24 protein-coding genes and 1 tRNA gene are annotated in these 23,885 nt (G+C 66.2%); 18 read left to right on the forward strand and 7 right to left on the reverse strand.

Annotated features, from left to right (window positions below):
• Nucleotides 1-70 precede the first annotated feature (70 nt).
• From lepB (J7I85_RS06670) to J7I85_RS06710, 9 genes are all read left to right on the forward strand, one after another.
• Nucleotides 71-751, forward strand: a complete 681-nt coding sequence (gene lepB / locus J7I85_RS06670) for a signal peptidase I (RefSeq protein ID WP_214848395.1) — start codon at nucleotides 71-73, stop codon at nucleotides 749-751.
• Complete coding sequence (lepB, locus tag J7I85_RS06675; protein WP_214848398.1) at nucleotides 752-1,582, forward strand: signal peptidase I; 831 nt, start codon at nucleotides 752-754, stop codon at nucleotides 1,580-1,582.
• A 2-nt stretch (nucleotides 1,583-1,584) separates the two neighbouring features.
• Nucleotides 1,585-2,256, forward strand: a complete 672-nt coding sequence (locus tag J7I85_RS06680; protein ID WP_214848400.1) for a ribonuclease HII — start codon at nucleotides 1,585-1,587, stop codon at nucleotides 2,254-2,256.
• A gap of 61 nt (nucleotides 2,257-2,317) precedes the next feature.
• On the forward strand, nucleotides 2,318-2,644 hold the full coding sequence (locus tag J7I85_RS06685) for a DUF2469 domain-containing protein (RefSeq protein ID WP_003806068.1): 327 nt from the start codon (nucleotides 2,318-2,320) through the stop codon (nucleotides 2,642-2,644).
• Between the two features lie 180 nt (nucleotides 2,645-2,824).
• Entirely contained in the window at nucleotides 2,825-3,181 is a 357-nt protein-coding gene (locus J7I85_RS06690; protein WP_190602311.1) for a YraN family protein, read from the forward strand.
• Nucleotides 3,181-4,725, forward strand: a complete 1,545-nt coding sequence (locus tag J7I85_RS06695; protein ID WP_214848404.1) for a YifB family Mg chelatase-like AAA ATPase — start codon at nucleotides 3,181-3,183, stop codon at nucleotides 4,723-4,725. The genes J7I85_RS06690 and J7I85_RS06695 overlap by 1 nt, the downstream gene beginning before the upstream one ends.
• A gap of 12 nt (nucleotides 4,726-4,737) precedes the next feature.
• Nucleotides 4,738-5,922 carry a DNA-processing protein DprA gene (dprA, locus tag J7I85_RS06700; protein ID WP_214848407.1) on the forward strand — a complete coding sequence of 395 codons (1,185 nt, stop codon included), beginning with the start codon at nucleotides 4,738-4,740 and terminating at the stop codon, nucleotides 5,920-5,922.
• A gap of 87 nt (nucleotides 5,923-6,009) precedes the next feature.
• A complete protein-coding gene (locus J7I85_RS06705; protein WP_214848411.1) occupies nucleotides 6,010-6,936 on the forward strand; it encodes a tyrosine recombinase XerC in 927 nt (308 codons plus the stop codon).
• Nucleotides 6,937-7,192: 256 nt separating this feature from the next.
• Complete coding sequence (locus J7I85_RS06710) at nucleotides 7,193-7,696, forward strand: DUF3145 domain-containing protein (RefSeq protein WP_003806074.1); 504 nt, start codon at nucleotides 7,193-7,195, stop codon at nucleotides 7,694-7,696.
• 122 nt (nucleotides 7,697-7,818) lie between these two features.
• Here J7I85_RS06710 and J7I85_RS06715 read toward each other — a convergent pair whose 3' ends face one another.
• The 6 genes from J7I85_RS06715 to aceE all read right to left on the reverse strand — a co-directional run bounded on the left by J7I85_RS06715 (nucleotide 7,819) and on the right by aceE (nucleotide 15,880).
• On the reverse strand, nucleotides 7,819-9,054 hold the full coding sequence (locus J7I85_RS06715; protein WP_214848414.1) for a beta-ketoacyl synthase: 1,236 nt from the start codon (nucleotides 9,052-9,054) through the stop codon (nucleotides 7,819-7,821).
• A gap of 202 nt (nucleotides 9,055-9,256) precedes the next feature.
• Nucleotides 9,257-9,502, reverse strand: coding sequence for an acyl carrier protein (locus tag J7I85_RS06720; protein ID WP_190602322.1), 246 nt, complete (start codon nucleotides 9,500-9,502; stop codon nucleotides 9,257-9,259).
• Nucleotides 9,503-9,583: 81 nt separating this feature from the next.
• Nucleotides 9,584-10,645, reverse strand: coding sequence for a beta-ketoacyl-ACP synthase III (locus tag J7I85_RS06725; RefSeq protein WP_214848417.1), 1,062 nt, complete (start codon nucleotides 10,643-10,645; stop codon nucleotides 9,584-9,586).
• Nucleotides 10,642-11,571 (reverse strand): ACP S-malonyltransferase, encoded by a 930-nt coding sequence (locus J7I85_RS06730; protein WP_214848420.1) that lies wholly within the window; start codon nucleotides 11,569-11,571, stop codon nucleotides 10,642-10,644. Before J7I85_RS06730 ends, J7I85_RS06725 begins: the two co-directional genes overlap by 4 nt.
• Before the next feature lie 88 nt (nucleotides 11,572-11,659).
• Nucleotides 11,660-12,904, reverse strand: coding sequence for a CdaR family transcriptional regulator (locus J7I85_RS06735; RefSeq protein WP_214848423.1), 1,245 nt, complete (start codon nucleotides 12,902-12,904; stop codon nucleotides 11,660-11,662).
• 234 nt (nucleotides 12,905-13,138) lie between these two features.
• Nucleotides 13,139-15,880 (reverse strand): pyruvate dehydrogenase (acetyl-transferring), homodimeric type, encoded by a 2,742-nt coding sequence (gene aceE / locus J7I85_RS06740; protein ID WP_308159408.1) that lies wholly within the window; start codon nucleotides 15,878-15,880, stop codon nucleotides 13,139-13,141.
• Nucleotides 15,881-16,248: 368 nt separating this feature from the next.
• On the opposite strand from aceE, the gene J7I85_RS06745 reads away from it, so the two are divergent.
• The 7 genes from J7I85_RS06745 (at nucleotide 16,249) to J7I85_RS06775 (ending at nucleotide 21,284) form a co-directional block, all read left to right on the forward strand.
• Entirely contained in the window at nucleotides 16,249-16,668 is a 420-nt protein-coding gene (locus tag J7I85_RS06745) for a DUF3052 domain-containing protein (protein WP_214848426.1), read from the forward strand.
• The gene (locus tag J7I85_RS06750; RefSeq protein WP_308159409.1) at nucleotides 16,665-17,168 is read left to right on the forward strand and encodes a peroxiredoxin; all 504 of its coding nucleotides are present in this window, start codon (nucleotides 16,665-16,667) and stop codon (nucleotides 17,166-17,168) included. The genes J7I85_RS06745 and J7I85_RS06750 overlap by 4 nt, the downstream gene beginning before the upstream one ends.
• A 16-nt stretch (nucleotides 17,169-17,184) precedes the next feature.
• Nucleotides 17,185-18,123: an NAD-dependent protein deacetylase gene (locus tag J7I85_RS06755; RefSeq protein ID WP_214848439.1), complete on the forward strand. Its 939-nt coding sequence runs from the start codon at nucleotides 17,185-17,187 to the stop codon at nucleotides 18,121-18,123.
• Nucleotides 18,124-18,194: 71 nt separating this feature from the next.
• Nucleotides 18,195-18,267, forward strand: a tRNA-Val gene (locus J7I85_RS06760).
• A gap of 87 nt (nucleotides 18,268-18,354) precedes the next feature.
• Nucleotides 18,355-18,570: a hypothetical protein gene (locus tag J7I85_RS06765; protein ID WP_374102447.1), complete on the forward strand. Its 216-nt coding sequence runs from the start codon at nucleotides 18,355-18,357 to the stop codon at nucleotides 18,568-18,570.
• Nucleotides 18,571-19,006: 436 nt separating this feature from the next.
• On the forward strand, nucleotides 19,007-19,804 hold the full coding sequence (locus J7I85_RS06770) for an IclR family transcriptional regulator (RefSeq protein WP_214848442.1): 798 nt from the start codon (nucleotides 19,007-19,009) through the stop codon (nucleotides 19,802-19,804).
• A gap of 130 nt (nucleotides 19,805-19,934) precedes the next feature.
• Nucleotides 19,935-21,284 carry an MFS transporter gene (locus tag J7I85_RS06775; RefSeq protein WP_214848445.1) on the forward strand — a complete coding sequence of 450 codons (1,350 nt, stop codon included), beginning with the start codon at nucleotides 19,935-19,937 and terminating at the stop codon, nucleotides 21,282-21,284.
• Between the two features lie 239 nt (nucleotides 21,285-21,523).
• Here J7I85_RS06775 and J7I85_RS06780 read toward each other — a convergent pair whose 3' ends face one another.
• A complete protein-coding gene (locus J7I85_RS06780) occupies nucleotides 21,524-22,588 on the reverse strand; it encodes a D-2-hydroxyacid dehydrogenase (protein WP_214848448.1) in 1,065 nt (354 codons plus the stop codon).
• Nucleotides 22,589-22,667: 79 nt separating this feature from the next.
• On the opposite strand from J7I85_RS06780, the gene J7I85_RS06785 reads away from it, so the two are divergent.
• Both J7I85_RS06785 and J7I85_RS06790 read left to right on the forward strand, forming a co-directional pair.
• On the forward strand, nucleotides 22,668-23,597 hold the full coding sequence (locus J7I85_RS06785) for an NAD(P)-dependent oxidoreductase (RefSeq protein ID WP_214848465.1): 930 nt from the start codon (nucleotides 22,668-22,670) through the stop codon (nucleotides 23,595-23,597).
• Nucleotides 23,594-23,885, forward strand: a 292-nt coding sequence (locus tag J7I85_RS06790) for an SDR family NAD(P)-dependent oxidoreductase (RefSeq protein ID WP_214848474.1), incomplete at its 3' end; no start/stop codon positions are given. The genes J7I85_RS06785 and J7I85_RS06790, both read left to right, overlap by 4 nt.

Genomic DNA, 23,885 nt, shown 5'->3' on the forward strand with positions numbered 1-23,885 from the left:
AATGGCGGGTCCCGAACCCGTATCCGGCCAGCGCCGGAGCCATCCGCAACAGCGCCACAGGATACGGATTATGGACCAGACAAAACGCCAGCCAGGGAGACCGGGCTGGCGTTTTGCGTTGCTGGCGGTGGTTGCTGCCGTCCTGCTCAGCGGGCTGATCCGGTCCCTCTGGCTTGACGTCTATTACATCCCGTCCGCCTCGATGGAGCCGCTGTTCGGCACGGGTGACAGGATCCTGGTGTCCCGCACCGCCTTCCAGTCGGAACCGATCCGCCGCGGCGACGTCGTGGTGTTCGACGGCCGGGGCTCGTTCGCCCCGCTGAACAGCGGGGAGGGTCCGCTGCAGCAAGCGGCGGCCGCGGCAGGACACTGGCTGGGACTGACCGGCAGTGATACTACATACGTAAAGCGGGTCATCGGGCTTCCCGGCGACCATGTGGTCTGTTGCGACGCCGGCAAACGCCTCACAGTCAACGGTCAGCCGCTCGTGGAACCATACCTCCATGACGGTGATGCAGCGAGCACCCAGAAGTTCGACGTGACTGTTCCCGAGGGCCGGCTGTGGCTGCTCGGGGACCACCGCTCGGTGTCGGCGGACTCCCGCAGCCTGCTGGGGGCGCCCGGCGGCGGCATGGTGCGGTCGGACAGGGTGATCGGCAGGCCGGTACAGATACTCTGGCCGCTTGATAGATTTGCGTCAGTGGCGCGGCCGCCGTTGGCGGCCAATACAACAACAAAGGACGGACAGTAGATGCCGGAAATCGATCCCGGGAGCTCCGAGCCGCGGCAGACTGCTGCGGGGCCGGGACGGCATGCCGCCCACGAGCCCGCTTCGGAAGTACCCGCTCCCGGCGGACCCGGACCCGGGTCACTTGCTCCTGCCGGTTCCCGCCGGCAGGAAAAGGGCGGTCCCCGCAACCCCTTCCTGCTGTGGCTGAAGGAAATCGCCACGGTGGTGGTGATCGCTGTTGTGCTGTCCTTCCTCATCAAAACCTTCCTGTTCCGGGCCTTCTACATTCCATCCGAGTCGATGGTGAACACGCTGGACATCAACGACCGCATCTTCGTGAACCTCCTCGTGCCTGAGCCGTTCGCCCTGGAGCGCGGCGACGTCGTTGTCTTCAAGGACACCAAGGGCTGGCTGCCGCCCACACCGCAAAAGGCCGACGGGCCGTTCAACGTTGTGGAGGACGGGCTGACCTTCGTTGGCCTGCTGCCGGACAACTCCGAGCAGCACCTGGTTAAGCGGGTCATCGGGCTGCCTGGGGACCACGTCATCTGCTGTGACGCCGGCGGGAAGATCACCGTCAACGGTGCCGGGCTGGACGAGGCGTACGTCAATCCGGCCGAAGTTCCCGCAGTGCGCACCTTCGACGCCGTCGTGCCCCAGGGCAAGGTCTGGGTGATGGGGGACAACCGCAACCATTCGGCGGACTCCCGTGCCCACACCGACACCAACGGAGGCTTCGTGGACATCGCCGACATCGAAGGCAAGGCAGCGGTCATCGCCTGGCCAATGAATCGCTGGGCGGCCCTGAACAACTATCCCGACGTCTTCAAGAATGTGCCATCGGCAGGTTAGCCATGTCCGTTGCACCCACCCTTGACTACGAGAAGCGCTTCCTGCCCCGCGGGGCGCGGTTCCTGGCTGGCGTCGACGAAGTAGGCCGCGGCGCCCTCGCAGGGCCGGTGAGCGTGGGAATCGCCGTCGTGGACCTGCAGAACATGGAACTTCTCGCCGACGTCCGGGACAGCAAACTCCTCAAGGCGGCAGACCGCGAACGGCTCGACCCGCTGGTGCGGGCCTGGAGCGTCGCCTCGGCCGTCGGACATGCCACTGCCCGCGAAATCGATGAACTCGGCATCATGGGCGCCCTCCGGGCCGCCGGGAACAGGGCCTGGTTCGAGATCCTCGGCGCCGGCATCACGCCCGACGTCGTCCTTCTGGACGGCAGCCACAACTGGCTCTCACCCGCCGTCCAGCCCTCTCTGTTCGACGAAGTCATCACCGACCCCGGCTGTGACGCGCCCGTCCACACCCTGGTCAAGGCCGACATGCAATGCCTCAGCGTCGCCGCCGCCAGTGTCCTGGCCAAGGTCGAGCGCGACCAGCACATGCAGCAACTCCACCTCGAGTACCCCGACTTCGGCTGGGACGTCAACAAGGGCTACGGCACGGCGGCGCACCGGGAAGCGATCCGCACCCGCGGCCCGAGCCCCTACCACCGGGTCAGCTGGAACCTGCTGTCCGAGTAGCGAACCTGCTCTCCGGGTAGCGCGGTGCGCGGGTTCCCGCCGCATGGTGCAAGATGGAACCATGAGTGCCGAAGACCTTGAGAACTATGAGACCGACATGGAGCTCCAGCTCTACCGGGAGTACCGCGACGTCGTGGGTCTTTTCAGCTATGTGGTCGAGACCGAGCGGCGCTTCTACCTCGCCAATCACGTCGACCTGCAGGCGCGCAGCGCCGACGGCGAGGTCTACTTCGACCTCACGCTCCAGGACGCATGGGTCTGGGATGTGTACCGCTCAGCGCGGTTTGTGAAGAGCGTCCGGGTCATCACGTTCAAGGACGTCAACGTCGAGGAACTGCCGCGCAACGAGGAACTTGCGCTGCCCAAGGACGTCGACCTCGGCAACTGAGGTTCCTGACCCTCCGGGGTCTCCCTGGGGCACTGCCTCAGGGGCACTGTTCCTCCACAGCCGGTGTTTCTCCGGCATCCCTGCCGCCTTTCCCCAGGATCCCCACGACCTTTCCCACATAGCGTGACAGTGCCCTGTTGGGCGTGATCCTGCCCCCGCAGTCTTGATGCGGAGGTGGATATGAAAGCCAAGGACCTGCTGGGCCGGCGCGGGGAAGAGCTCGCGGCGGAATACCTGGAATCGCTGGGAATGCTGATCGTGGAGCGCAACTGGCGCTGCCCGGACGGTGAAATCGACATCGTCGCCCTGGACGGCGATGCCCTCGTCATCGCCGAAGTGAAGACGCGGCGTTCGCTCGCCTACGGTCACCCGTTTGAAGCAGTGGGCGCAGACAAGCTCGCCCGGCTGCACCGCCTGGGTTCGGCCTGGTGCCGGGACCACGGACTGCGGTTGCCGCTGCGCAGGGTGGACGTCATTGCCGTGCTGGACGACGGCGTCGGCAAACCCACCGTTGAGCACCTCAGGGAGGTGCTGTGATGGCGCTGGGGAGAGCCTATTCGGTGGCCCTCGTCGGCCTGAACGGCTACATCGTGGAGGTCGAGGCCGACATCGGCCAGACACTGCCGGCCTTTGTGCTCCTCGGGCTGCCGGACGCTTCCCTCAACGAAGCCCGTGACCGCATCCGCTCGGCGGCGCAGAACTCCGGTATTCCGCTGAGCCGGCGTAAGATCACCGCCAACCTCGTTCCGGCGTCCCTGCCCAAGCGCGGATCCGGCTTCGACCTTGCCATCGCGATGTCGGTGCTGCGTGCCGCGGAGGACATCAGGCCCACCGGGCGCACCGTCTTCATCGCCGAGTTGGGGCTGGACGGACGCCTGAGGCCTGTCCGCGGCATATTGCCGGCCGTGATGTCCGCGGTGCAGGCGGGGTTCCACGACATCGTGGTGGCCCACGCGAACGCAGCCGAGGCCGAACTCGTCCCCGGCGCCAAGGTCCGCGGCTACCGGACCCTGGCACGGCTGGTGTTCGACTTTGGTGCTGACCCGCAGGAACTTGTGCTCGACCTCGCACCGGAGGACGAACCCGCCGGGACTGAGCCTGTGTCCGTGGATGCGCCTGCCCCCGACATGTGTGACGTGTCCGGCCAGGCAGAGGCACGGCGTGCCCTTGAGGTAGCCGCCGCCGGTGCGCACCACCTGCTGCTGACCGGCCCTCCCGGCGCGGGCAAGACCATGCTGGCCGAGCGGCTTCCAGGGCTTCTGCCCGATCTGCGCGACACGGAGGCGATGGAGGTGACGGCGATCCATTCCCTGTGCCAGCTCCCCTCAGCCGGAGTGCAGCTGGTCCGGCGGCCGCCCTTCGAGAATCCCCACCACTCGGCCACAGCAGCGGCGATCATCGGCGGCGGGTCGGGGCTTCCGCGCCCCGGCGCGGCGTCGCGGGCGCACCGCGGAATCCTGTTCCTGGACGAGGCGCCCGAATACGAACGCAGGGTCCTCGATGCACTCAGGCAGCCTCTTGAGAGCGGCGAGCTGGTCATCCACCGCTCGGCCGGAGCAGCGGCGTACCCCGCGCGGTTCCAGCTGGTGCTGGCAGCCAATCCGTGTCCGTGCGGCAAGGCCTCGGGGAAGGGCCTTGAATGCACCTGCACCCCCTTCATGCGGCGCCGCTACATGTCGCGCATGTCGGGGCCTCTCCTGGACCGTGTGGACATCCAGCTGCAGGTGGACCGTGTGTCGCTGGCGGACTTTGGCCAGTCCGGGGGAGCGGAGGACAGCGCAGCGGTCGGTGCCCGCGTCCTGGCTGCCCGGGCAAGCCAGCTGCAGCGGCTTCAGCCCTGGGGCATGGAAACCAACTCCCAGGTCCCCGGACGCATCCTGCGTGGCGAGCTGAGACTGGCGGCCGCTACAACCCGGATCCTGGACCACGCACTGGAACGGGGCGTCCTCACGGCCAGGGGCTATGACCGTGTCCTCCGCCTCGCCTGGACTTTGGCAGACCTCGCTGGCCGGGAGCAGCCGGACGGGAACGACATCGGACAGGCCCTGAGCCTCCGCCAGACCGCCTCAGCGGCGGCGTGAAAGGAAAGCCACATGCACAACGAGAGACTTGCCCGGGCCGCGCTGTCCAGGCTGATGGAGCCACAGGACGTGGCGGGACTGGCCCTGGTGCATGTCGCCGGGGCTGAGGACGCCTTGCGGATCGCCACCGGCCAGGTCAGCTACGGGCCGGGGCTGGAACAGGACATCACCGGGTTGCTGGCACAGCACAGTGCCGTGACTTCATGGGCCGGCCTCGGTGCAGCGCTGAAACGCTGGGCGCCGAGGATCCCCGACCTCGCCCCGGAGCGCGACGTGGCCACCATGCAGCGCCTGGGCGGCCGGATGATCATCCCGGCGGACAGGCTCTGGCCGCGGCAACTGGACGACCTTGGCCTGCACCAGCCAATTTGCCTTTGGTGGCGGGGCATCGAGCTCGAACTTCCCCCGGCAGCCCAAGCGGTGGCCCTGGTGGGCTCGCGGGACAGTACCAGCTATGGCGCGTCAGTCACCGGTGACCTTGCCTACTCGCTGGCGCAGCGGGGCTTTACGGTGGTGTCCGGCGGCGCGTACGGAATAGACGCCCACGCGCACCGGGCAGCCCTGGCTGGGGGCTCGGACGCCATGCCGACCATCGCCGTGATGGCAGGCGGTGTGGACCGCTTCTATCCCTCCGGCAACGAGGACCTCCTGCGCGCTGTCGCCAACCAGGGTGCCGTGCTCGCCGAAGTTCCGCCCGGTTCCGCACCCACCCGCTACCGGTTCCTTCAGCGGAACCGACTGATCGCTGCCCTTGCGTCCGTCACGGTTGTGGTGGAGGCCAGATGGCGGTCCGGAGCCCTGAATACCGCCCATCACGCGGAAACTTTGGGCCGTGCGGTCGGAGCTGTCCCCGGATCTGTCCACAGCGCCAACTCGGCCGGCTGTCATCGGCTCCTGCGCGAGGGCGGCGCTGTCTGTGTCACTGATGCCGGGGAGATCGCCGAGCTTGCGTCGCCCAGCGGCCAGTCCCTGCCTGATGAGAAGAGCGGGCAGCCTGCCGATCACGACGGCCTGACGCTCGAGGACCTGATCCTGCTGGACGCACTCCCGCTGCGGTCCGCCAGCTCCGTCGAAAAACTCTGCAGTGTCGCCGGACTGGCCGCCGAATCGGTGCGCGCGGGCCTTGGCAGGCTGGCGCTGCTGGGACTGGCCGCATCCGAGAAGGGAGGCTGGAAGCGCACCAAGCAGTCAACATAGGGCCTGCCGCCCGGCGACGTCCCCCTCGCCGGGCGGCTCCGCCGTGCCGTTCCTTGATTCCGGGCCAAATGCTGGGACAGTGGGGGAGTGGAGAAACAGGAACTGCCGGCCGCCCTCGCCAAGGCCGTCGCGGGTTTCGGACGGTACCTGACGGGTGAGCGGGCCCGGTCCGAACACACGGTGCGCGCGTACCTGTCCGACGTCTCCAGCCTGCTGAGCTATGCGTCAGGCGAAGGAGTCTCCGATCCCGCGGGGCTCGAGCTGGGAACCCTCCGGCGCTGGCTGGGCAGCCAGAGCGAGGCTGGCGCGTCACGTTCCACCCTTGCCCGCCGTGCCGCCACGGCGCGGACCTTCACCGCCTGGGCGCTGCGGGAAGAACTCATCGAAACTGATCCTGCCCTGCGCCTGCAGGCCCCCAAACGCGACGGCTCACTGCCGGGGGTTTTGCAGCAGCAGCAGCTCGCCCGGCTGCTGGCCGACCTCAACGAGGCAGCGAAAGACGGTGCTCCCGTGGCCCTGCGCAACAGGGCCATGGTCGAGCTGCTCTACGCCACCGGTGTCCGCGTCGGCGAGCTGGCGGGTCTGGATGTCGATGACCTCGACCCGGACCGCAGAACCCTCCGTGTGCTCGGCAAAGGCAACAAGGAACGGACGGTGCCGTACGGGCTCCCGGCTGCGCTCGCCGTCGACGACTGGCTGCGCCGCGGACGGGGAAAGCTCGCAGTCCCGGACAGTGGCCCGGCACTTTTCCTCGGGATGCGCGGCCGCCGCGTGGACCAGCGCCAGGTCCGCAGCGTGGTGAAAGGTCTGTTCGACGCACTGGGCGATACCTCCGCTACCGGACCACACGCCCTGCGGCACACCGCCGCCACGCATCTGCTCGACGGCGGCGCTGACCTTCGGGCGGTCCAGGAAATCCTCGGCCACAGCAGCCTCGCCACCACTCAGATTTACACCCACGTGTCGGTGGACCGGCTGCGTAAGAGCTATCAGCAGGCCCACCCGCGCGCCTAGGCACTTTCCGCCGGCGCGTCTTCTACACCACGCCGAATTGCACTGGCGTAATTAGACGGCGTACGGCACAATAAGATCCAAGTTAGGCAACTTTCAAGTTGTGCTTGAAGCACCCGTCTTCGGGCCTCTCTTGTCAGCCCGGCAGAAATTTTCATAGATTGGCAGGAATCACCGGCACCACGCGGTGCCCAAAGCAGCAAGTATCCCGTCCATGCAGGTCGTTGGGGAAGACGTACCTACAGCTATGGAGGATGGAATGTCTGTTGCAATGACCCGCGGTGTGCTGTTTATTCACTCGGCCCCTACCGCACTGTGCCCTCATGTTGAGTGGGCCATCGGATCCGTCGTGGACAAGCGAACGGACCTGGAATGGACCCCTCAGCCCGCCGCGCCCGGCATGTTCCGCTCGGAGCTGTCCTGGACCGGCGCGCAGGGGACAGGTGCGCAGCTCGCGTCTGCCCTCCGGGGCTGGGCACATCTGCGCTTCGAGGTCACCGAAGAACCCAGCCAGGGCGTGGACGGCGGACGCTGGTCCCACACTCCTGAGCTGGGTATTTTCCACGCCGTGACCGATGTGCACGGCAACATCATGGTGTCCGAGGACCGGATCCGCTACGCCTACGAGGCCGGCGCCGGCGACCCCTCCGCCGTCTACCACGAGCTGTCGCTTGCCCTCGGCGAGGCGTGGGACGAGGAGCTGGAACCGTTCAGGCACGCCGCTGAGGGCGCGCCGGTCCGCTGGCTGCACCAGGTCGGCTGAAGCGGCAGCTCAGCTAAAGACTGCAGGGCCGGTTGATACGCCAGCCGCAGCAATTACCCCATAGCAACGAAGAAGCCCCCGCCAACCGGCGGGGGCTTCTTCAGCCGTTCAGTCAGGTCTCATCACACGCTGCGGATGGCAACGACGGCGTTGTGGCCGCCGAAGCCGAATGAGTTGCTCAGCGCCACAATGTCGCCGGCCGGCAGGTCGCGTGCGGAGGTCACAACGTCGAGCGGGATCTCCGGATCCTGGTTCTCGAGGTTGATGGTCAACGGAGCCTTCCGTTCGTGGACGGCCAGGACGGTGAGGACGGCCTCAACAGCGCCCGAGGCGCCGAGCAGGTGGCCCATCTGCGACTTGGTGGCCGAGACGGCCACGTTGTCGACGTGGCTGCCGAGCGCCGCTTTCAGCGCCGTGTATTCCGGCTTGTCACCCACCGGTGTCGACGTGGCGTGGGCGTTGACGTGGACAACGTCCTCCGCCTGGATGCGCCCGTCGAACATGGCTGCCTTGAGCGCGCGGGTCGCGCCGAGGCCTTGAGGGTCCGGGGCGGTGATGTGGTAGGCGTCGGCCGTCACAGACGTGCCGGCCAGCTCACCGTAGATCCGTGCGCCGCGGGCAAGGGCGTGCTCCTCAGCCTCAAGCACCAGCGCGCCGGCGCCTTCGCCCATGACAAAACCGTCACGGCCAAGGTCGTACGGGCGGGAGGCGTGCTCGGGATCGTCGTTGCGGCGGGAGAGCGCCTGCATGGAAGAGAACGCTGCCAGTGGCATAGGGTGGATGGCCGCTTCGGCGCCACCGCACATGACGACGTCGGCCTTGCCAGACCGGATCAGGTCCAGTCCGAGGTGCATCGCTTCGGTGCCGGACGCGCAGGCGGACACCGGCGTGTGCGCACCGGCGCGGGCGCCGAGGTCCAGGCTGACCGCTGCGGCCACGCCGTTGGGCATGAGCATGGGAACCGTCATGGGCAGGACGCGCCGGGGCCCTTTCTCCTTCAGCGTGTCCCACGCGTCAAGGAGCGTCCAGACGCCACCGATGCCGGTGGCGAACGCCACGGCCAGCCTGTCAGGGTCGATTTCGGTAATGCCGGAGTCGGCCCATGCCTCGCGTGAGGCGATGACGCCGAACTGCGTTGACGGGTCCATGCGCTTGGCCTCGACCCGGCTCAGGACGTCGAGGGCGGGGGTGGTGCACCTGGCGGCGAAGTGGACCGGCAGCTCGTACTTGGCGACCCAGTCGTCCTCAAGGGTGTGGGCGCCGGAAACCCCCTTCAGCGCGTTCTGCCACATCGTGGGTACGTCGCCGCCGATGGGCGTGGTGGCGCCCAGACCTGTTATGACTACTTTGCGTGTCATGTGATCACTCTCTGTCGGTGCGCCTGCCGTGTCCTATGCTGCTGGCCGGAGGCCGGAGTGGGGGGCGTGCGGGGAGTCTGCAAAAATTTAAGGGTGGTGCATCGGCTGGCCGGTCCGGAAAGGTGTCCGGCCCGGCCAGCCGGGTTCAGCCGTGAGGGCTGGAGCCTGTGGAGGCTGGTGCCAATGAAGGCGGTTGTCCTACTTACGCCTGGGCGCCGGAGATGAAGTCCACGGCGTCGCCGACGGTCTTGAGGTTCTTGACCTCTTCGTCGGGGATGCGGACGCCGAACTTCTCTTCGGCGTTGACGACGATGGTCATCATGGAGATGGAGTCGATGTCCAGGTCCTCAGTGAAGGACTTGTCCAGCTCGACGGCCTCGGGGGCCAGGCCGGTCTCTTCGTTGACGATTTCAGCCAGTCCGGCCAGGATCTCTTCGTTGCTAGCCATTGATGGCTCCTTTTCTTGTTATTGCCGGCAGGGGATGCCGGAAATGGGCAAACCGCGGTTGCGGCTTGGTGATCGGAATTGCTACGGAAGGACAACTACCTGGGCGCCGAAGACCAGTCCGGCGCCGAAGCCAATCTGGAGGGCCAGTCCGCCGCTCAGTGCGGGGTTTTCTTCGAGCAGGCGGTGTGTGGCCAGGGGGATCGATGCCGCCGAGGTGTTGCCGGCATCGGCGATGTCACGCGCCACGGTAACGGTCTCGGGCAGCTTGAGCTTCTTGACCATCTCATCGATGATCCGCATGTTGGCCTGGTGCGGAATGAAGGCCACCAGGTCCTCGGCCTGGACGCCGGCGGCTTCCAGCGCCTGCTGGGCAACCTTGGCCATTTCCCAGACCGCCCAGCGGAACACCGTCTGGCCGTCCTGGCGGAGGGTCGGGTAGAGCTCCTGCGCCTCTTCGAGGAGCGCGAGGTCGCCGGTGGAGTCGGACCGGCGTGCGGCCATGCCAAGGTCGCGGACGTCCAGCATGGAGCGGGTCATGCCGATGGCATCCCACTTACTGCCGTCCGATCCCCACACCGACGGAGCGATGCCGGGGGTGTCCGACGGGCCGATGACAACGGCGCCGGCGCCGTCACCCAGCAGGAACGAGATGGTGCGTTCGCGGTTATCGATGACGTCGGAGAGCTTTTCCGCGCCGACAACGAGCACGTAGTTGGCGGCCCCCGAACGGACCAGCGCATCGCCCTGGGCCACGCCGTAGCAGTAGCCGGCGCAGGCAGCGGAGATGTCGAAGGCAGGGGCAGGCGTGGCGCCCAGCCGGTCGGCGAGGCTCGCGGCGGCCGACGGCGTGGCGTACGGGTGGGTCACCGTGGAGACGATGACGGCGCCGAGCTGGGATGCCTCGATCCCTGCCTTCTGCATGGCCTCACGGGCGGCGCCCTCGGCCATGTCAATCACGCTGACGTCGGCGGGTGCGCGGTGGCGGGTGACGATGCCGGTACGCTGGCGGATCCACTCGTCGGAGGAATCGATCCACTGGCACACATCCTCATTGGTGACCAGGACGTCGGGGCGGTACGCGCCGATGCCCAGGATCCGGGTGTGCTCGTTGGGCGGGGTCTGCTTCAGTACCGGCGTGCTCATGCCTGTCCTTCCAATTCTGCGAAGAGTGCAAGGGCCGCGGACAGGTCGTCCGGCGTTTTGACAGCAACAGTCTTGACGCCGGGCATGCCCCGCTTGGCCAGTCCGGCCAGGGTACCCGCCGGTGCGAGTTCAATGACTCCGGTGACTCCGCGGTTCACGAGGGTCTCCATGCACAGGTCCCAGCGGACCGGGCGTGAGACCTGGGCGATCAGGCTGTCGACGGCGGCGGTGCCCGCGGTGACTTCGCGGCCGTCAAAGTTGGACAGCAGCGGCACGGCGGGTGCCTGCGGCTGCAGTTCCGGCCGGAGTGCCTCGAGTGCGCTCACCGCGGGAGCCATGTGTGCGGTGTGGAATGCGCCGGCGACCTTCAGCGGAATCACGCGCGCCTTGGCCGGCGGATTCTCGGCCAGGGCCTTGAGCTGTTCGAAGGTGCCCGCGGCGACGGTCTGGCCCGCGCCGTTGACGTTTGCGGGCGTTGCGCCGGTGGCCTCGATGGCGGCGAGGACCTCGGCGGGGTCGCCACCCACCACGGCGCTCATGCCGGTGGGGGTGACGGCAGCGGCCGCGGCCATGCTGTTGGCGCGTTCGCGCACAAACGTCATGGCTTCCTTTTCGGTGAGCACTCCGGCCAGCGCGGACGCCGTGATCTCGCCCACCGAGTGTCCGGCCAGGATGACCGGCAGCGTGTTGAGTTCGACGTCGAACAGCGACTTGGCGGCCACCAGCCCGGCCGCGACGATGAGCGGCTGCGCGACGGCAGTGTCCTTGATGGTTTCCTCGTCAGAGGTGGTCCCGTGCGCAGTGAGGTCGATACCTGCAATTTCGCTCAGGGAGGCCAGATGGCCTGCTACGGAAGGCAGTTCCAGCCACGGGGCCAGGAAACCGGGGGTCTGTGAGCCCTGTCCAGGGCAGACGATTGCAAGCACGTATCCAGCTTTCCAAATTACCGGGTGATTCATTGGTGTTTGCGTACACCAACCTCACGGGGTCAGATTGTAGGAAGTCTACAACGGTTCAGTTCGTGTTCCGCGCGGCAACACGCTCGACGGCGGGCTTCGGGGGAGTGGAAAGCCGCCCCACCACAAGGGCCGCCTGCAGCACGAAAGCCTCCCGGGGGAGCAGCGGATCCCAGCCGGTCACGTCACAAACACGCTTGAGCCGGTACCGCACAGTGTTGGCGTGGACGAAGAGTTCACGCGCTGTGGCCTCGAGTGAATGCCCCAGCTCCAGGTAGGTGCCGAGCGTTTCCACCAGCCCGTTCGACGCCGCGAGGAGCGGCCGGTAGATGTTCTTCACCAGCGACCGCCGGGCGGCATCGTCCCCGGAAATGACCCGTTCCGGGAGGAGATCGTCGGCCGCAACCGGGCGCGGAGCGGCGGGCCATGCCCGGGCGGCCGTGAGTCCGGCGAAGGCGGACTGCGCCGAGCCGCTGGCTTCCAGCAGGGAGCTGGCCTCCGCTCCGTAAACCACCGGACCGGGGGCGAACATCTCGCTGAGCTTCACATACGCGGTCTCCCGGTCGTGCACGCCGCCCAGGATCAGGATGAGGCGGTCGCCCTGGATGCCCACAAGGGCATCCTCCGCGTACCGGCCTGCCATGCGGCGCAGTTCGCTCACGTAGCTGGCGCTGGGTTCCGACGGCGAGTTGCCCACCATCACGGTGAAGCGTTCCTGCGCCTTCCAGCCGAGCGCGGCGATCCTGGACCGCAGCGCGTCGGTGTTCTCACCGCGCAGGATGGCGTCCACGATCAGGGCTTCGAGCCGCGTGTCCCAGGACCCCCGGGATTCCGCGGCCCGGGCGTACACGTCGGCGGCGGCAAACGCCACTTCCCGCGAGTACCGGAGGACTGCTTCGCGCAGGGAAGGCTGGTCCGCTTCGGGAGCGATCACCGGAACCTGGTCCTCCACCACTTCCACGACGATCCGGATGAGCTGAAGCGCCTTCTGCAGGCTGATGGACCGGGTCAGTTCCGTCGGGGCGGTACCGAAAACGTCGGAAAGGATCCAGGACGGGGAACTGGGGCGCTCATACCAGGTGACGAATGCGGCGATGCCGTTCTGCGCCACCAGTCCCAGCGCGGAGCGCTCGTCCGAACTGAGCCGGCTGTACCAAGGCAGCGATTTCTCCAGCTGGCGCATGGTGGTGGTGGACAACTGACCGACGCTGGCCCTGAGCTTTTTCAGGGTCTCCGTCTTCTCCGGAGTCGTGGTCCGGGAGGACGGTTTGCGCGGTGCAGGGGCGGGGGACGGCTCGGGCATAATTCGAGCATACGGTGCCTGCGGGACAAGCTCCATTTTGTGCAAAGGCTACAACTGAGCTTGTGCTGCGTCACAACCCTTCCGGCGCTTCCGGAAGCACCCCAAACGACGACGGCGGCCCCCACCGTGGGTGGGGACCGCCGTCGTTCGTTTCTCCGGAGTTTCTGTACAGATATCGCGACTTCAGAGGCCTTTTGGGGCCATTATCTGTACAAAAACTCGGGGGGTTGGGGCCTAGGACTCGCCTCCGGCGTTGCCCGTGGTGCCGGCGTTCACATTGAGCAGGCGGTACTTCTCGATGGCCTGCGCCGGTGCCTGTCCGTCAACCTCACCCTTGGCTGCGAGCAGCTGCAGGGTCTTCACAACGACGGAGTGGATGTCGTTCTTGAAGAAGCGGCGGGCGGCGGCGCGGGTGTCGGAGAAGCCGAAGCCGTCGGCGCCGAGGGTGGCGAACTCGTTCGGGACGAACTGCCGGATCTGGTCCGGGACGGCCTTCATGTAGTCCGAGACGGCTACGACGGGGCCCTGGGCACCTTCGAGCTGTTTGGTGACGAACGGTTGGCGGGCGTCCTTGCCGGGGTTGAGGAAGGCTTCCTCCTCGGCGGCGAGGCCGTCGCGGCGCAGTTCGTTCCAGGAGGTGACGGACCAGACGTCGGCGGAGACGCCCCAGTCTTCGGCGAGGATCCGCTGGGCTTCCAGGGCCCAGGGGACGGAGACGCCGGAGGCGAGGATCTGGCTCTTCGGGCCCTCGGTGGTGGAGGCCGCGAGCTTGTAGATGCCCTTCAGGACACCTTCGACGTCGAGGTTCTCCGGTTCCGCGGGCTGGACGATGGGCTCGTTGTACACCGTGAGGTAGTACATCAGATTCCGGTCGGTGGAGTCGTGCCCGTACATGCGCTCCAGGCCGTCGCGGACGATGTGGCCCATTTCGTAGCCGTAGGCGGGGTCGTAGGTGACCACGGCGGGGTTGGTGGAGGCCAGCAGCGGGGAGTGCCCGTCGGCGTGCTGGAGGCCTTCGCCGGTGAGGGTGGTCCGTCCTGCGGTGGCGCCGATGATGAAGCCGCGGGTCATTTGGTCGGCGGCGGCCCAGAAGGCGTCGCCGGTGCGCTGGAAGCCGAACATGGAGTAGAACACGTAGACCGGGACCAGGGGAACGCCGTGGGTGGCGTAGGCGGTGCCGGCGGCGGTGAAGGCTGCCACGGCGCCGGCTTCGTTGATGCCGGGGTGGATCAGCTGGCCCTGCGCGGATTCCTTGTAGGCCAGGACCAGGTCCCGGTCCACGGACAGGTAGTTCTGGCCCTTGGGGTTGTAGATCTTCGCCGTCGGGAAGAACGCGTCCATGCCGAACGTGCGGGCCTCATCCGGGATGATCGGCGCGATGTGCTTGCCGAAGTTCTTATCCCGCATCAGGTCCTTGAGCAGGCGGACGAACGCCATGGTGGTGGCGGCCTGCTGCTTGCCCGAACCGCGCTTGGCGACCTCGTAGGTCTTCGCCTCGGGCAGCTCGATGTCCGAGTGCTTCGAGCGCCGTTCCGGGACGGAACCGCCGAGGGCGGCGCGGCGCTCGAGCAGGTACTTGATTTCCGGCGCGTCCGTGCCCGGGTGGAAGTACGGAGGACGGTACGGGTCCTTCTCCAGCTGCTCATCCGTGACCGGGATCCGCAGGTGGTCGCGGAACTTCTTCAGGTCGTCCAGGGTGAGTTTTTTCATCTGGTGGGTGGCGTTGCGGCCTTCGAAGTGCGGGCCCAGGCCGTAGCCCTTGACCGTTTTGGCCAGGATCACGGTGGGTTTGCCCTTGAATTCGGTCGCGGCCTTGTACGCGGCGTAGACCTTGCGGTAGTCGTGCCCGCCGCGCTTGAGGTTCCAGATCTCGTCATCGGTCAGGTCGGCGACGAGGTCCTTGGTGTGGGGGTCCTTGCCGAAGAAGTGTTCGCGGACGAACCCGCCGGATTCGGCCTTGTAGGTCTGGTAGTCACCGTCCGGGGTTTCGTTCATGATCTTTACCAGCGACCCGTCGGTGTCGCGGGTGAGCAGGTCATCCCATTCCCGGCCCCAGACGACCTTGATCACGTTCCAGCCCGCGCCGCGGAAGAACGCCTCGAGTTCCTGCATGATCTTGCCGTTGCCGCGCACCGGCCCGTCCAGGCGCTGGAGGTTGCAGTTGATCACGAAGTTCAGGTTGTCCAGGTTCTCGTTCGCGGCGAGCTGGAGCAGGCCGCGGGACTCGGGCTCGTCCATTTCGCCGTCGCCCAGGAACGCCCAGACCTGCTGGTCGGCGGTGTCTTTCAGGCCGCGGTTGTGCAGGTAGCGGTTGGACTGGGCCTGGTAGATCGCGTTCATCGGGCCGATGCCCATCGACACGGTCGGGAATTCCCAGAAGTGCGGCATCAGCCGCGGGTGCGGGTAGGAGGAGAGCGCGTGGCCTTCCCTGGACTTTTCCTGCCGGAACCCGTCCAGGTCCTCCTCACTGAGGCGGCCTTCCATGAACGCGCGGGCGTACATGCCCGGGGACGCGTGGCCCTGGAAGAACACCTGGTCCCCGCCGCCGGGGTGGTCCTTGCCGCGGAAGAAGTGGTTGAACCCGACCTCGTACAGGGTCGCGGCGCCGGCGTAGGTGGAGATGTGCCCGCCCACCCCGATCTCGGGCCGCTGCGCCCGGTGCACCATCACCGCTGCGTTCCAGCGCATGTACGCCCGGTACCGGCGCTCGTACTCCTCGTTGCCCGGGAACTGTGCTTCCTGGTCCACCGGGATCGTGTTCACATAGTCCGTGGTGGTCACCATCGGAACCCCGACGCTCTGCGCGCCGGCACGCTGCAGGAGACTGCGCATGATGTATTGGGCACGCTCCGTGCCCTGTTCCCTGATCAGCGCATCCAGGGACTCAACCCACTCGGCGGTCTCTTCCGGATCACGATCAGGCAGCTGGTTAGTCAACCCGCTGAGGATATGGGAGGTATCTTCTCCTGCAGCCACGTCCAACCTCTCTTTGCGCGCATTCACCGGCGCACTCAGGTCCGGCAGGGTAGCTGCCCGGCGTGAACGCGTCGTGTGCGTCATATCGGTTACAACAGCCCGGTCATGTGCGCCGGGCAGGGTTCTATCTCGTGTGTTTGACTGCCTATTTGCTGGGGGCGGTCGCCCCTCTAGGCATAGTTGTCAACAGTCACTGTAGCTCTGACGGCCTGCCGATGCGTAGCCGCGCTTGAACCTCCTGCCCTATTTGACCGTCATACTTGTTGTGTGACGCACAATAAGCCGCACCGCGGCGCCCGTAGCTTGAAGCGCACGCCCAAAGGGTGTTGGCTTGGAGTAATCGAAATCACCATGCACAGGAGGAACACGTGAGCGAGGCCGACGCCGCCACTTCGGTAAATGTGGCGGAAAAATTGGGTTTCAAGGATGGGGATCTGATTCAGGAGTTCGGTTACGACGACGACGTCGACCTCGACTTACGCGACGACATAGAGGATCTGACCGGGTCAGAGCTTCTGGATGAGGACGATCACGACGTCGTGGACGCCGTGATCTTCTGGTGGCGGGACGGCGACGGCGACCTCGTGGACACGCTGGTCGACTCGCTCACGACGCTCACCGAGGGCGGCGTGGTGTGGGTCCTCACGCCGAAGTCCGGACGAACCGGATATGTCTCGCCCTCCGACATCCAGGATGCGGCACCCACCGCAGGGCTGCACTGCACCACGTCTGCGGGCGTTTCCAAGGACTGGAGCGCCACGCGACTGGTGACCAGGAAGAACAAGTGACCGGACAGGGCGCCGTCGCATCGGCGGATCTGGCCGGAGTGCCCGAAGTTGGGCAGCAGGCGCCGGACTTCACCCTGGTCAATCAGTTCGGTGAACCCGTCCGGCTTGCCGACTTCCGCGGACGCAACGTGGTGGTTGTCTTCTACCCCTTCGCGTTCTCCGGCATCTGCACAGGCGAGCTCTGCGAGATCAGGGACAATCTGGCCGTCTTCGAACATGCCGACGCCGAGGTGCTGGCGGTCTCGGTGGACAGTAAGTTCACCCTCCGGGCGTATGCCGAGCAGGAAGGCTACGGCTTTAGCCTGTTGGCCGACTTCTGGCCGCACGGCGCCGTAGCGGGGAAGTACGGTGTGTTTGACGAGGAAAGCGGAATGGCACGGCGCGGAACGTTCATCATCGACGCCGGCGGAACGGTCCGCTACGTCGTTGTGAATCCGCGGGGCCAGGCCCGTGACCTCACCGAATACCGCCGCGTTCTGGCAGAACTGGCCCAGGGTTAGGCGTCAGGGCCAGCCCATGGATCAGCGGCGGACCGGCATCGGCCTGACAGGGTTCGCCAGTCTCCCTACTGCCCCGCCCGCCGAGTCATCGGCCGGCGACCTCGAAGTGCTGGGGGGGATCCGCGACGTGCTGGCCGGGCTGCCCCTGGCGCTTCTGACCGGGGCCGGGCTCAGCACCGACTCCGGCATACCGGACTACCGCGGACCAGATTCGCCCCCGCGTTCACCTATGACCTACCAGGAGTTTGTGGGTGAGGCGGCCAACCGGCAGCGCTATTGGGCGCGCAACCACATCGGCTGGTCCCACCTGAGGCGGGCCAACCCCAATGCCGGCCACGCCGCCGTCGCCGTCCTGGAGCAGCGTGGGCTCCTGACCGGACTGATCACCCAGAACGTGGACCGCCTCCACGAGGACGCCGGCAGTGTCAACGTGGTGGACCTTCACGGACGCTTCGACCAGGTGATTTGCCTGGAGTGCCGCCGCACGTACTCACGGCAGCTGCTCGCAGGGGTTTTGGAGGAGCTGAATCCGGACTTCCTTGACCATGCCATGAAGTCCGGACTTGTCGAGATGGCTCCCGATGCCGACGCCACAGTGGAGGACCTGCGACTGATCCGGAGCTTTGTGGTTGCCCGCTGCCCAGCGTGCGGCGGCGTCCTGAAGCCGGACTTTGTGTATTTCGGCGAAAACGTCCCCAAGGAGCGCGTGGAGCGCGCCTACGCAATGGTGGATGAAGCCGAAGCCCTGCTTGTTGCCGGTTCCTCACTCAGCGTTATGAGCGGGCTGCGGTTTGTCCGTCACGCCGCCAAGCAGGGCAAGCCCGTTGTCATCATCAACCGTGGCCAGACGCGAGGCGACGACCTTGCCACGATCAAGCTGGAGTCCGGGGTCGGCGAGTCCCTCGCCTGGTTGGCAGATGAATTGCCCCCGCTCGCTACCGCCAGACCCGATTAGCGTTTGCGGGCACTGGTCGGGTAGAGTCTATGTTCGTTGGTTGGAGCGCTTCGGTGCGAAAACATTTCTTTGGGTCTTTAGCTCAGCTGGTAGAGCGCCACGTTTACACCGTGGATGTCATCGGTTCGATCCCGGTAGGACCCACCTTGAAACCCCCGTTTGACCAAGTCTTCGAGCTTGGTCAGGCGGGGTTTTGTGTTTAATGTCTGTGCCCCGCAATAACCTGCGGGCATGGAACACGTACTTGTGAGGACTGCTGCTGACGGCCAGCCGGGGGCTGTCATCCGCGGCGGCCAGGAATGGACGGTGGGCGCGGAACCGCTGCGATGGTTTGAACGCGTCAGCTGGTGGGAGGCGGAGCGCCGGATGCCGCTGGGGCTTAGCCGTGTCGACGTCGAGGTATGGAGGCTTCAGACCCGATTGGGGCGAAACGCGGATCGGCGCTGACCACCATGGAGATTGTCCGAGATGGACTTGGCGGCGGGTGGAGGCTCCGGAGCGCTGTAGCGGACAATACCGCCGCGGAAAACGCCGTTGCGAATGCGGCCTGAGCAGCAGGCTTGAGGGCTGGACAATCAGAAAGCGTTGAAACGGGAAGGGCCCGAGAACTGGATAAGCCTTCCACCGCGACTATTGGGGGATGCCGCGGTGGAAGGCTTGAAATTGAATATACCGTGAACATTCGGAAACACGAAACCATTAGGAAGGTCGCTTCCAGTGCTCCTTTCGTGTGTGGTCGACTACGCAGGCCTTCAGCGGTAGCCGCCCAGCCAGTATGATGATAGGTGTTCAGTTGACTGGACATTTTGGCATCGTCGCCGGTGTTCGCGCGCGATGCAGTCCGCCGACCCCGCCGTCTGAGCGCGTACCGAAAAGGAGAATCATGCCCGATTCCCGTACCCCCAAAGCCAATGACGGATTGGGCAGCGCGTCCCCGGCGCCCGCTGTCACGCGAGCCGCCGCCGTCCTGGAGTCGCTCGCGGCGTCCGCCACTGGCCGGCTTACCCTCAGCGACCTCGCCCGGGACCTCGGAATCCCCAAATCCTCCACCTCCAACCTCCTGCTGGCCCTCGAGGAGGCCAGACTCATCAGCAGGCAGGGCGCCGAGTACACGCTGGGGCGCAAGCTCGTTGAATTGGGCGCCGCCTACCTGAGCCGGCTCGATGAAGTCCAGGAGTTTTACCGTTTCTGCGAGCAGGCGCCCACGCTGTCAGGTGAAACAGTGCGCATTGCCATGCTGGACGGCGCCAACGTCATCTACCTGGCGCGCTACGAGGGTCATCCGGCCGTCCGCCTGACATCCAATATCGGCGACAAGATGCCGGTGTCCCTCTGCGCCGTGGGCAAAGCCCTGATCGCCAGGCTTCATGACCACGACATCGATGCGATGTTCGCTGACGATATGGAGCTTCCCGTGCTGACGCCCAAGTCACTGCGCACGGGAGCGGAGCTCAAGGCCCAGCTGGAGAAGATCCGCGAGCAGGGTTTTGCGTTTGAAGATGAGGAATCCACCACGGGCGTGGTCTGCCTCGCCGTGACTGTACCCACGCGGGGAGCGCATGGCCCCAGCCTTGGCTTGTCCGTCACGGCACTGAAGGCGACCTACTCGCAGGAGCAGGGCGCGCAGATGGTCAAAGAGCTGAATGAGCTGGCGAGGTCCCTGGGTAACCCCATGGGTTAAGCAGGGATTCCCGGGGCTATTGGCTAGCTGTTCATCATGTTGTACTCTGTTCAACATAGTGACCGACGCGATAGTGCTGTCGCTACTCACCAGGCCAACGGGGGCCTGGAGTGTCTTTGAGGGAGTGCTAGTGACAACTCGTACTGATTCACCGCTGGCTGATGCGGACGGCGCCGTCGTCGAACCGGAACAGCTGCGAAGGGCAACACTTGCCAGCTCCGTGGGCTCGGCCCTGGAGTACTACGACTTCTACATCTACGGCCTGGCTTCGGCCCTCATCTTCGGACCGCTGTTCTTCAAGCCGCTCGGCGAGGAGGGTGCGCTGATCGCCTCATTCGCCACCTACGGTGTGGGCTTCGCTGCCCGCCCGTTCGGCGGCATCGTCTTCGGTTACATCGGAGACCGGTTCGGCCGGAAAATGGTGCTGATCCTGACCATCGGGCTGATGGGTGCCGCAAGCTTCGCGATCGGCCTGCTGCCGACATTCGAGCAGGCAGGTATGCTCGGCGCAGTGCTCCTGGTGATCCTCCGGATCGTCCAGGGCCTCGGTGCCGGCGCGGAGCAGGCCGGCGCTACGACGCTGATCTCCGAAGTGGCCCCGCCCCGCCGTCGTGGCTTCTTTGCCTCACTGCCGTTCGTGGGGATCCAGCTGGGCACCCTCCTGGGCGCCGGCACCTTCGCTCTCATCGCCACCGCGGACAAGGCCGACCTCGAAGGCTGGCTCTGGCGTGTGCCCTTCCTGGCCAGCGTGATTCTGATCGCCATCGCGGTGTTCATCCGCCTGCGGCTCAAGGAAACCCCGGTGTTCCAGGAGCTGGAGAAGCACAAGAACGTCGTCAAGAACCCGGTGGGCCAGCTCTGGAAGCACTCCAAGAAGAACGTCCTGGTGGGCATCGGCCTGCGCATGGGTGAGAACGGCAATTCCTCCATCTATTCGGCGCTCCTGGTGGCGTTCCTGGCAGCCCCGGCTGGCGTTTTTCCCGGCGACAAGTTCATTGGCCCGGTGGGTCTCCTGATCGCCGCCGGTTTTGCCGCCGTCATGGTGGTCACATTCGGTGCGCTGTCGGACCGCTTCGGCCGCGTCCCTGTCTACCGCTACGGCGCCCTGTTCCAGGCTGTCATCGCCTTCCCGGCGTTCTACCTCGTGACCCTTGGCAACGTGACCCTGGTGTGGGTTGTCATGGTGGTTGGCATCGCGCTCGGCGTGCAGTCCATGCTGGGACCGCAGTGCCCCCTGCTGCCTGAACTTTTTGGATCGCAGTATCGGTTCACGGGTGTCGCCATGGCCCGCGAACTCTCCGCCGTGATGGCGGGTGGCCTGGTTCCGCTGGTGGGTGCGGCACTGCTCGCGGCCACCGGCTACTCCTGGCTGGTCCTGGCGATCTACTCGCTGGTCCTTGCCCTGATCTCCTTCGTGAGCACCTTCTTCACGCCGGAAACCAAGGGCCGCGACCTGCTGCTCATCGAGGACGCCCGCTAGAAGCCACACAGCTAGAAGCGCTCAGCCTAGAGCACACAGCGCGAACGTACACTTGCGGCCCACCCCCTACACGGGGTGGGCCGCAAGTGTACGTTCGCGCATGAGCGAGGGGCCGCAAGTGTACGTTCGCGCTGGGGGGAGGGCGCAGCAGAAGAGCCGGGCAGCCTTTTGGCTGCCCGGCTCTCCGGTGTTTCCTCCGCAGGGGTGTCCTGCGGCGGGCGCTTAGTGGAACAGGCGCTTTAGTAGAAGTGGACCGTATCCACGAGGTGGGGGAGCTCGCCGCCGCCGAGGAATGTCCTGAGGTTGCTGCAGAAGCGCTCGGCGATCAGGCGGTTCTCGGCTGCGCTCAGGGCAGAGGTGTGCGGCGACACCATGACGCGCGGGTGGTTCCAGAGGAGGCTGTCCTGCGGCAGCGGCTCGACGGCGAACACGTCGAGGCAGGCGTAGGCCACCTGTCCGTTCTCCAGCGCCTCGAGCAGCGCATCCTCGTCCACCACCGTTCCGCGGCCAACATTCACGAACACCGTGCCGGGCTTCATGGCCGCGAAGACCTCGCGGTTGAATAGCCTCTCCGTGTACGGCGTGCCCGGGAGGGTGTTCACTACGGCGTCGGCCGATGCGAGCAGCCCGGCCAGCCCGCTGTTGTCCGCCACTTCCTCGATGCCGTCGATCGGCTCCACAGAACGTTTGGTGCCACTGACCTTCATGCCGAGTGCACGGGCGATGCGGGCGGTTTCCAGCCCGATCTCCCCGAGCCCCGTGACCACCAGCGAGGAGCCATTGACCAGCCTGGTGGGTATCCGCAGCTCTGGCCATGATTTGGCGGCCTGGTCCTGGGCGAGCTCCGCGGTCCGCTTGAATCCGTTGAGGATGCCCATCGCCGCAAACTCCGCAAGGGGCAGGGCATGCACGCCTGCTGACGTGGTCACCTTGAACTTGTTCAGGGTTTCGGCGTCGAGGCCGGAGGCTTTGACCGCTCCGCCGGCACCTGCCGCCATGGCATGGATCCACTGCAGGCGCGGGTTTTCCCTGGCGATCCGCGCCAGGCCGGCGGGGTTTTCGTTCGGGAAGCCGTACAGTACGTCGGCCTTGCCCAGCATGTCCCAGTAGCGCTCCTCCTGTTCGGGCGTGCGCTTGAAGTCAGGGTCGCCCGCATGGTCTGCCGGGAACCGTTCGGGCGGCAGCAGGTCGGGCTCGTAGAGAACGGTCACGGAGGGATCTACGGCGCGGATGCGTTCCACGAACTCGACTTCGAGCGGGACGGCGATCGCGACGGTGGTTTCAGTCGTCATGCTGTTCATCATACTGAATGGAGGCTAGAATACTGAACAGACTTCTAGACTAACCACAGATTGACCACAACGAAGTGAGGATCCGCTGCAGATGAATATGCCGAGAGCAGGCTTCGTGGGCCTGGGCCTGATGGGGGCGCCGATGGCCGCGAACCTGGTACGGAAAGGCTGGACGGTTACGGCGTGGAACCGGTCGCCTGGCGCGGTGCAGGATTTCCGTCAGCTGGGCGGATCCGCTGCAGACACCGTGGACCAGCTCAGGGACGAGCCGGTGATCGTCTTCATGCTGCCGGACCTTGCCTACATTGAGGACGCGGCATCCGGACTCCTCGGGAGCTGGCAGTCATCGCTGCCGGCGGCCGGCACCGCCGTGGTGGTCATGAGCAGCGTTTCCCCCACCGCGGTCAGGGCTTTCGGTCAGAGGGTCCAGGAGGCCAGTTCAGGCCAGGCCGTTGTGGTGGACGCACCGGTCAGCGGCGGGACGAGGGGAGCGATCGATGGCACGCTGGCCATTATGGCCGGCGCGGACCACGACGCAGACTTCCGCCGGCTGCTTCCGCTCTTCGAGGCCATGGGCACCACCGTGCGGCTCCTTGGTCCGCTCGGTGCCGGATCGCTGGCAAAGGCGTGCAATCAGCTGGTGGTCGGAACGACGACGGCGGCACTCGCCGAAGCGGCAGAGCTCGCCGAACGCTCGGGCGTCGATGTCGCGGCCCTCTACGAGGTTCTGTCCGGCGGTCTCGCCGGAAGCCGCGTCCTGGACCAGGTGGGCCCGCGGATCGCCCGGAAGGACTACACCCCCACCGGCCCGGCGAAGTTCATGCACAAGGACCTGTCCTTCGTCGTAGAGTCGGCCGACGCCACCGGGGCCGCCGTCCCGATGGCACGGGCCGGCGTCGAACTTTATGCCGAACTGAAGCGGCAGGGACTGGGGGACCAGGACCTGGCCGTGGTGCGGCAAGCCATTTCAAACCTCAGCAGGACGGGCGCCGTGAGCGCCGCAGAAGGGACCTCGTCATGACTTCACTTTTTGATTTGACCGGGCGGGTTGCCCTGGTGACTGGTTCGAGCCGGGGGATCGGTAATGCGTTGGCGCGGGCTTTGGCCGATGCCGGCGCGACGGTGGTTTTGAACGGGGTGAATCCGGAGCGGTTGAAGGCGGCGGAGGCGGTGATGGCGGCGGAGTACGCGCCGGGCCGGGTGCACAGTGTGGCGTTTGATGTCACGGACGACGCTGCGGCCGCGGCCGGCGTGGCGTGGGTCGAGGAGCACGTGGGCCCGCTGGAGATCCTGGTGAACAATGCCGGGA

This window comes from Arthrobacter sp. ISL-65, assembly GCF_018613795.1.
Classification (GTDB): domain Bacteria; phylum Actinomycetota; class Actinomycetes; order Actinomycetales; family Micrococcaceae; genus Arthrobacter.

Excerpts from the sequence above, each read along its gene's own strand:
- J7I85_RS06735 (WP_214848423.1), bottom strand. The coding sequence starts at position 12,904 with ATGCCCGAGCCGTCCCCCGCCCCTGCACCGCGCAAACCGTCCTCCCGG.
- J7I85_RS06680 (WP_214848400.1), top strand. The coding sequence starts at position 1,585 with ATGTCCGTTGCACCCACCCTTGACTACGAGAAGCGCTTCCTGCCCCGC.
- J7I85_RS06690 (WP_190602311.1), top strand. The coding sequence starts at position 2,825 with ATGAAAGCCAAGGACCTGCTGGGCCGGCGCGGGGAAGAGCTCGCGGCG.
- J7I85_RS06695 (WP_214848404.1), top strand. The coding sequence starts at position 3,181 with ATGGCGCTGGGGAGAGCCTATTCGGTGGCCCTCGTCGGCCTGAACGGC.
- J7I85_RS06685 (WP_003806068.1), top strand. The coding sequence starts at position 2,318 with ATGAGTGCCGAAGACCTTGAGAACTATGAGACCGACATGGAGCTCCAG.
- J7I85_RS06785 (WP_214848465.1), top strand. The coding sequence starts at position 22,668 with ATGAATATGCCGAGAGCAGGCTTCGTGGGCCTGGGCCTGATGGGGGCG.
- J7I85_RS06780 (WP_214848448.1), bottom strand. The coding sequence starts at position 22,588 with ATGATGAACAGCATGACGACTGAAACCACCGTCGCGATCGCCGTCCCG.
- J7I85_RS06755 (WP_214848439.1), top strand. The coding sequence starts at position 17,185 with ATGGATCAGCGGCGGACCGGCATCGGCCTGACAGGGTTCGCCAGTCTC.
- lepB (WP_214848398.1), top strand. The coding sequence starts at position 752 with ATGCCGGAAATCGATCCCGGGAGCTCCGAGCCGCGGCAGACTGCTGCG.
- J7I85_RS06720 (WP_190602322.1), bottom strand. The coding sequence starts at position 9,502 with ATGGCTAGCAACGAAGAGATCCTGGCCGGACTGGCTGAAATCGTCAAC.
- lepB (WP_214848395.1), top strand. The coding sequence starts at position 71 with ATGGACCAGACAAAACGCCAGCCAGGGAGACCGGGCTGGCGTTTTGCG.
- J7I85_RS06715 (WP_214848414.1), bottom strand. The coding sequence starts at position 9,054 with ATGACACGCAAAGTAGTCATAACAGGTCTGGGCGCCACCACGCCCATC.
- J7I85_RS06725 (WP_214848417.1), bottom strand. The coding sequence starts at position 10,645 with ATGAGCACGCCGGTACTGAAGCAGACCCCGCCCAACGAGCACACCCGG.
- J7I85_RS06765 (WP_374102447.1), top strand. The coding sequence starts at position 18,355 with ATGGAACACGTACTTGTGAGGACTGCTGCTGACGGCCAGCCGGGGGCT.
- J7I85_RS06710 (WP_003806074.1), top strand. The coding sequence starts at position 7,193 with ATGTCTGTTGCAATGACCCGCGGTGTGCTGTTTATTCACTCGGCCCCT.
- dprA (WP_214848407.1), top strand. The coding sequence starts at position 4,738 with ATGCACAACGAGAGACTTGCCCGGGCCGCGCTGTCCAGGCTGATGGAG.
- J7I85_RS06770 (WP_214848442.1), top strand. The coding sequence starts at position 19,007 with ATGCCCGATTCCCGTACCCCCAAAGCCAATGACGGATTGGGCAGCGCG.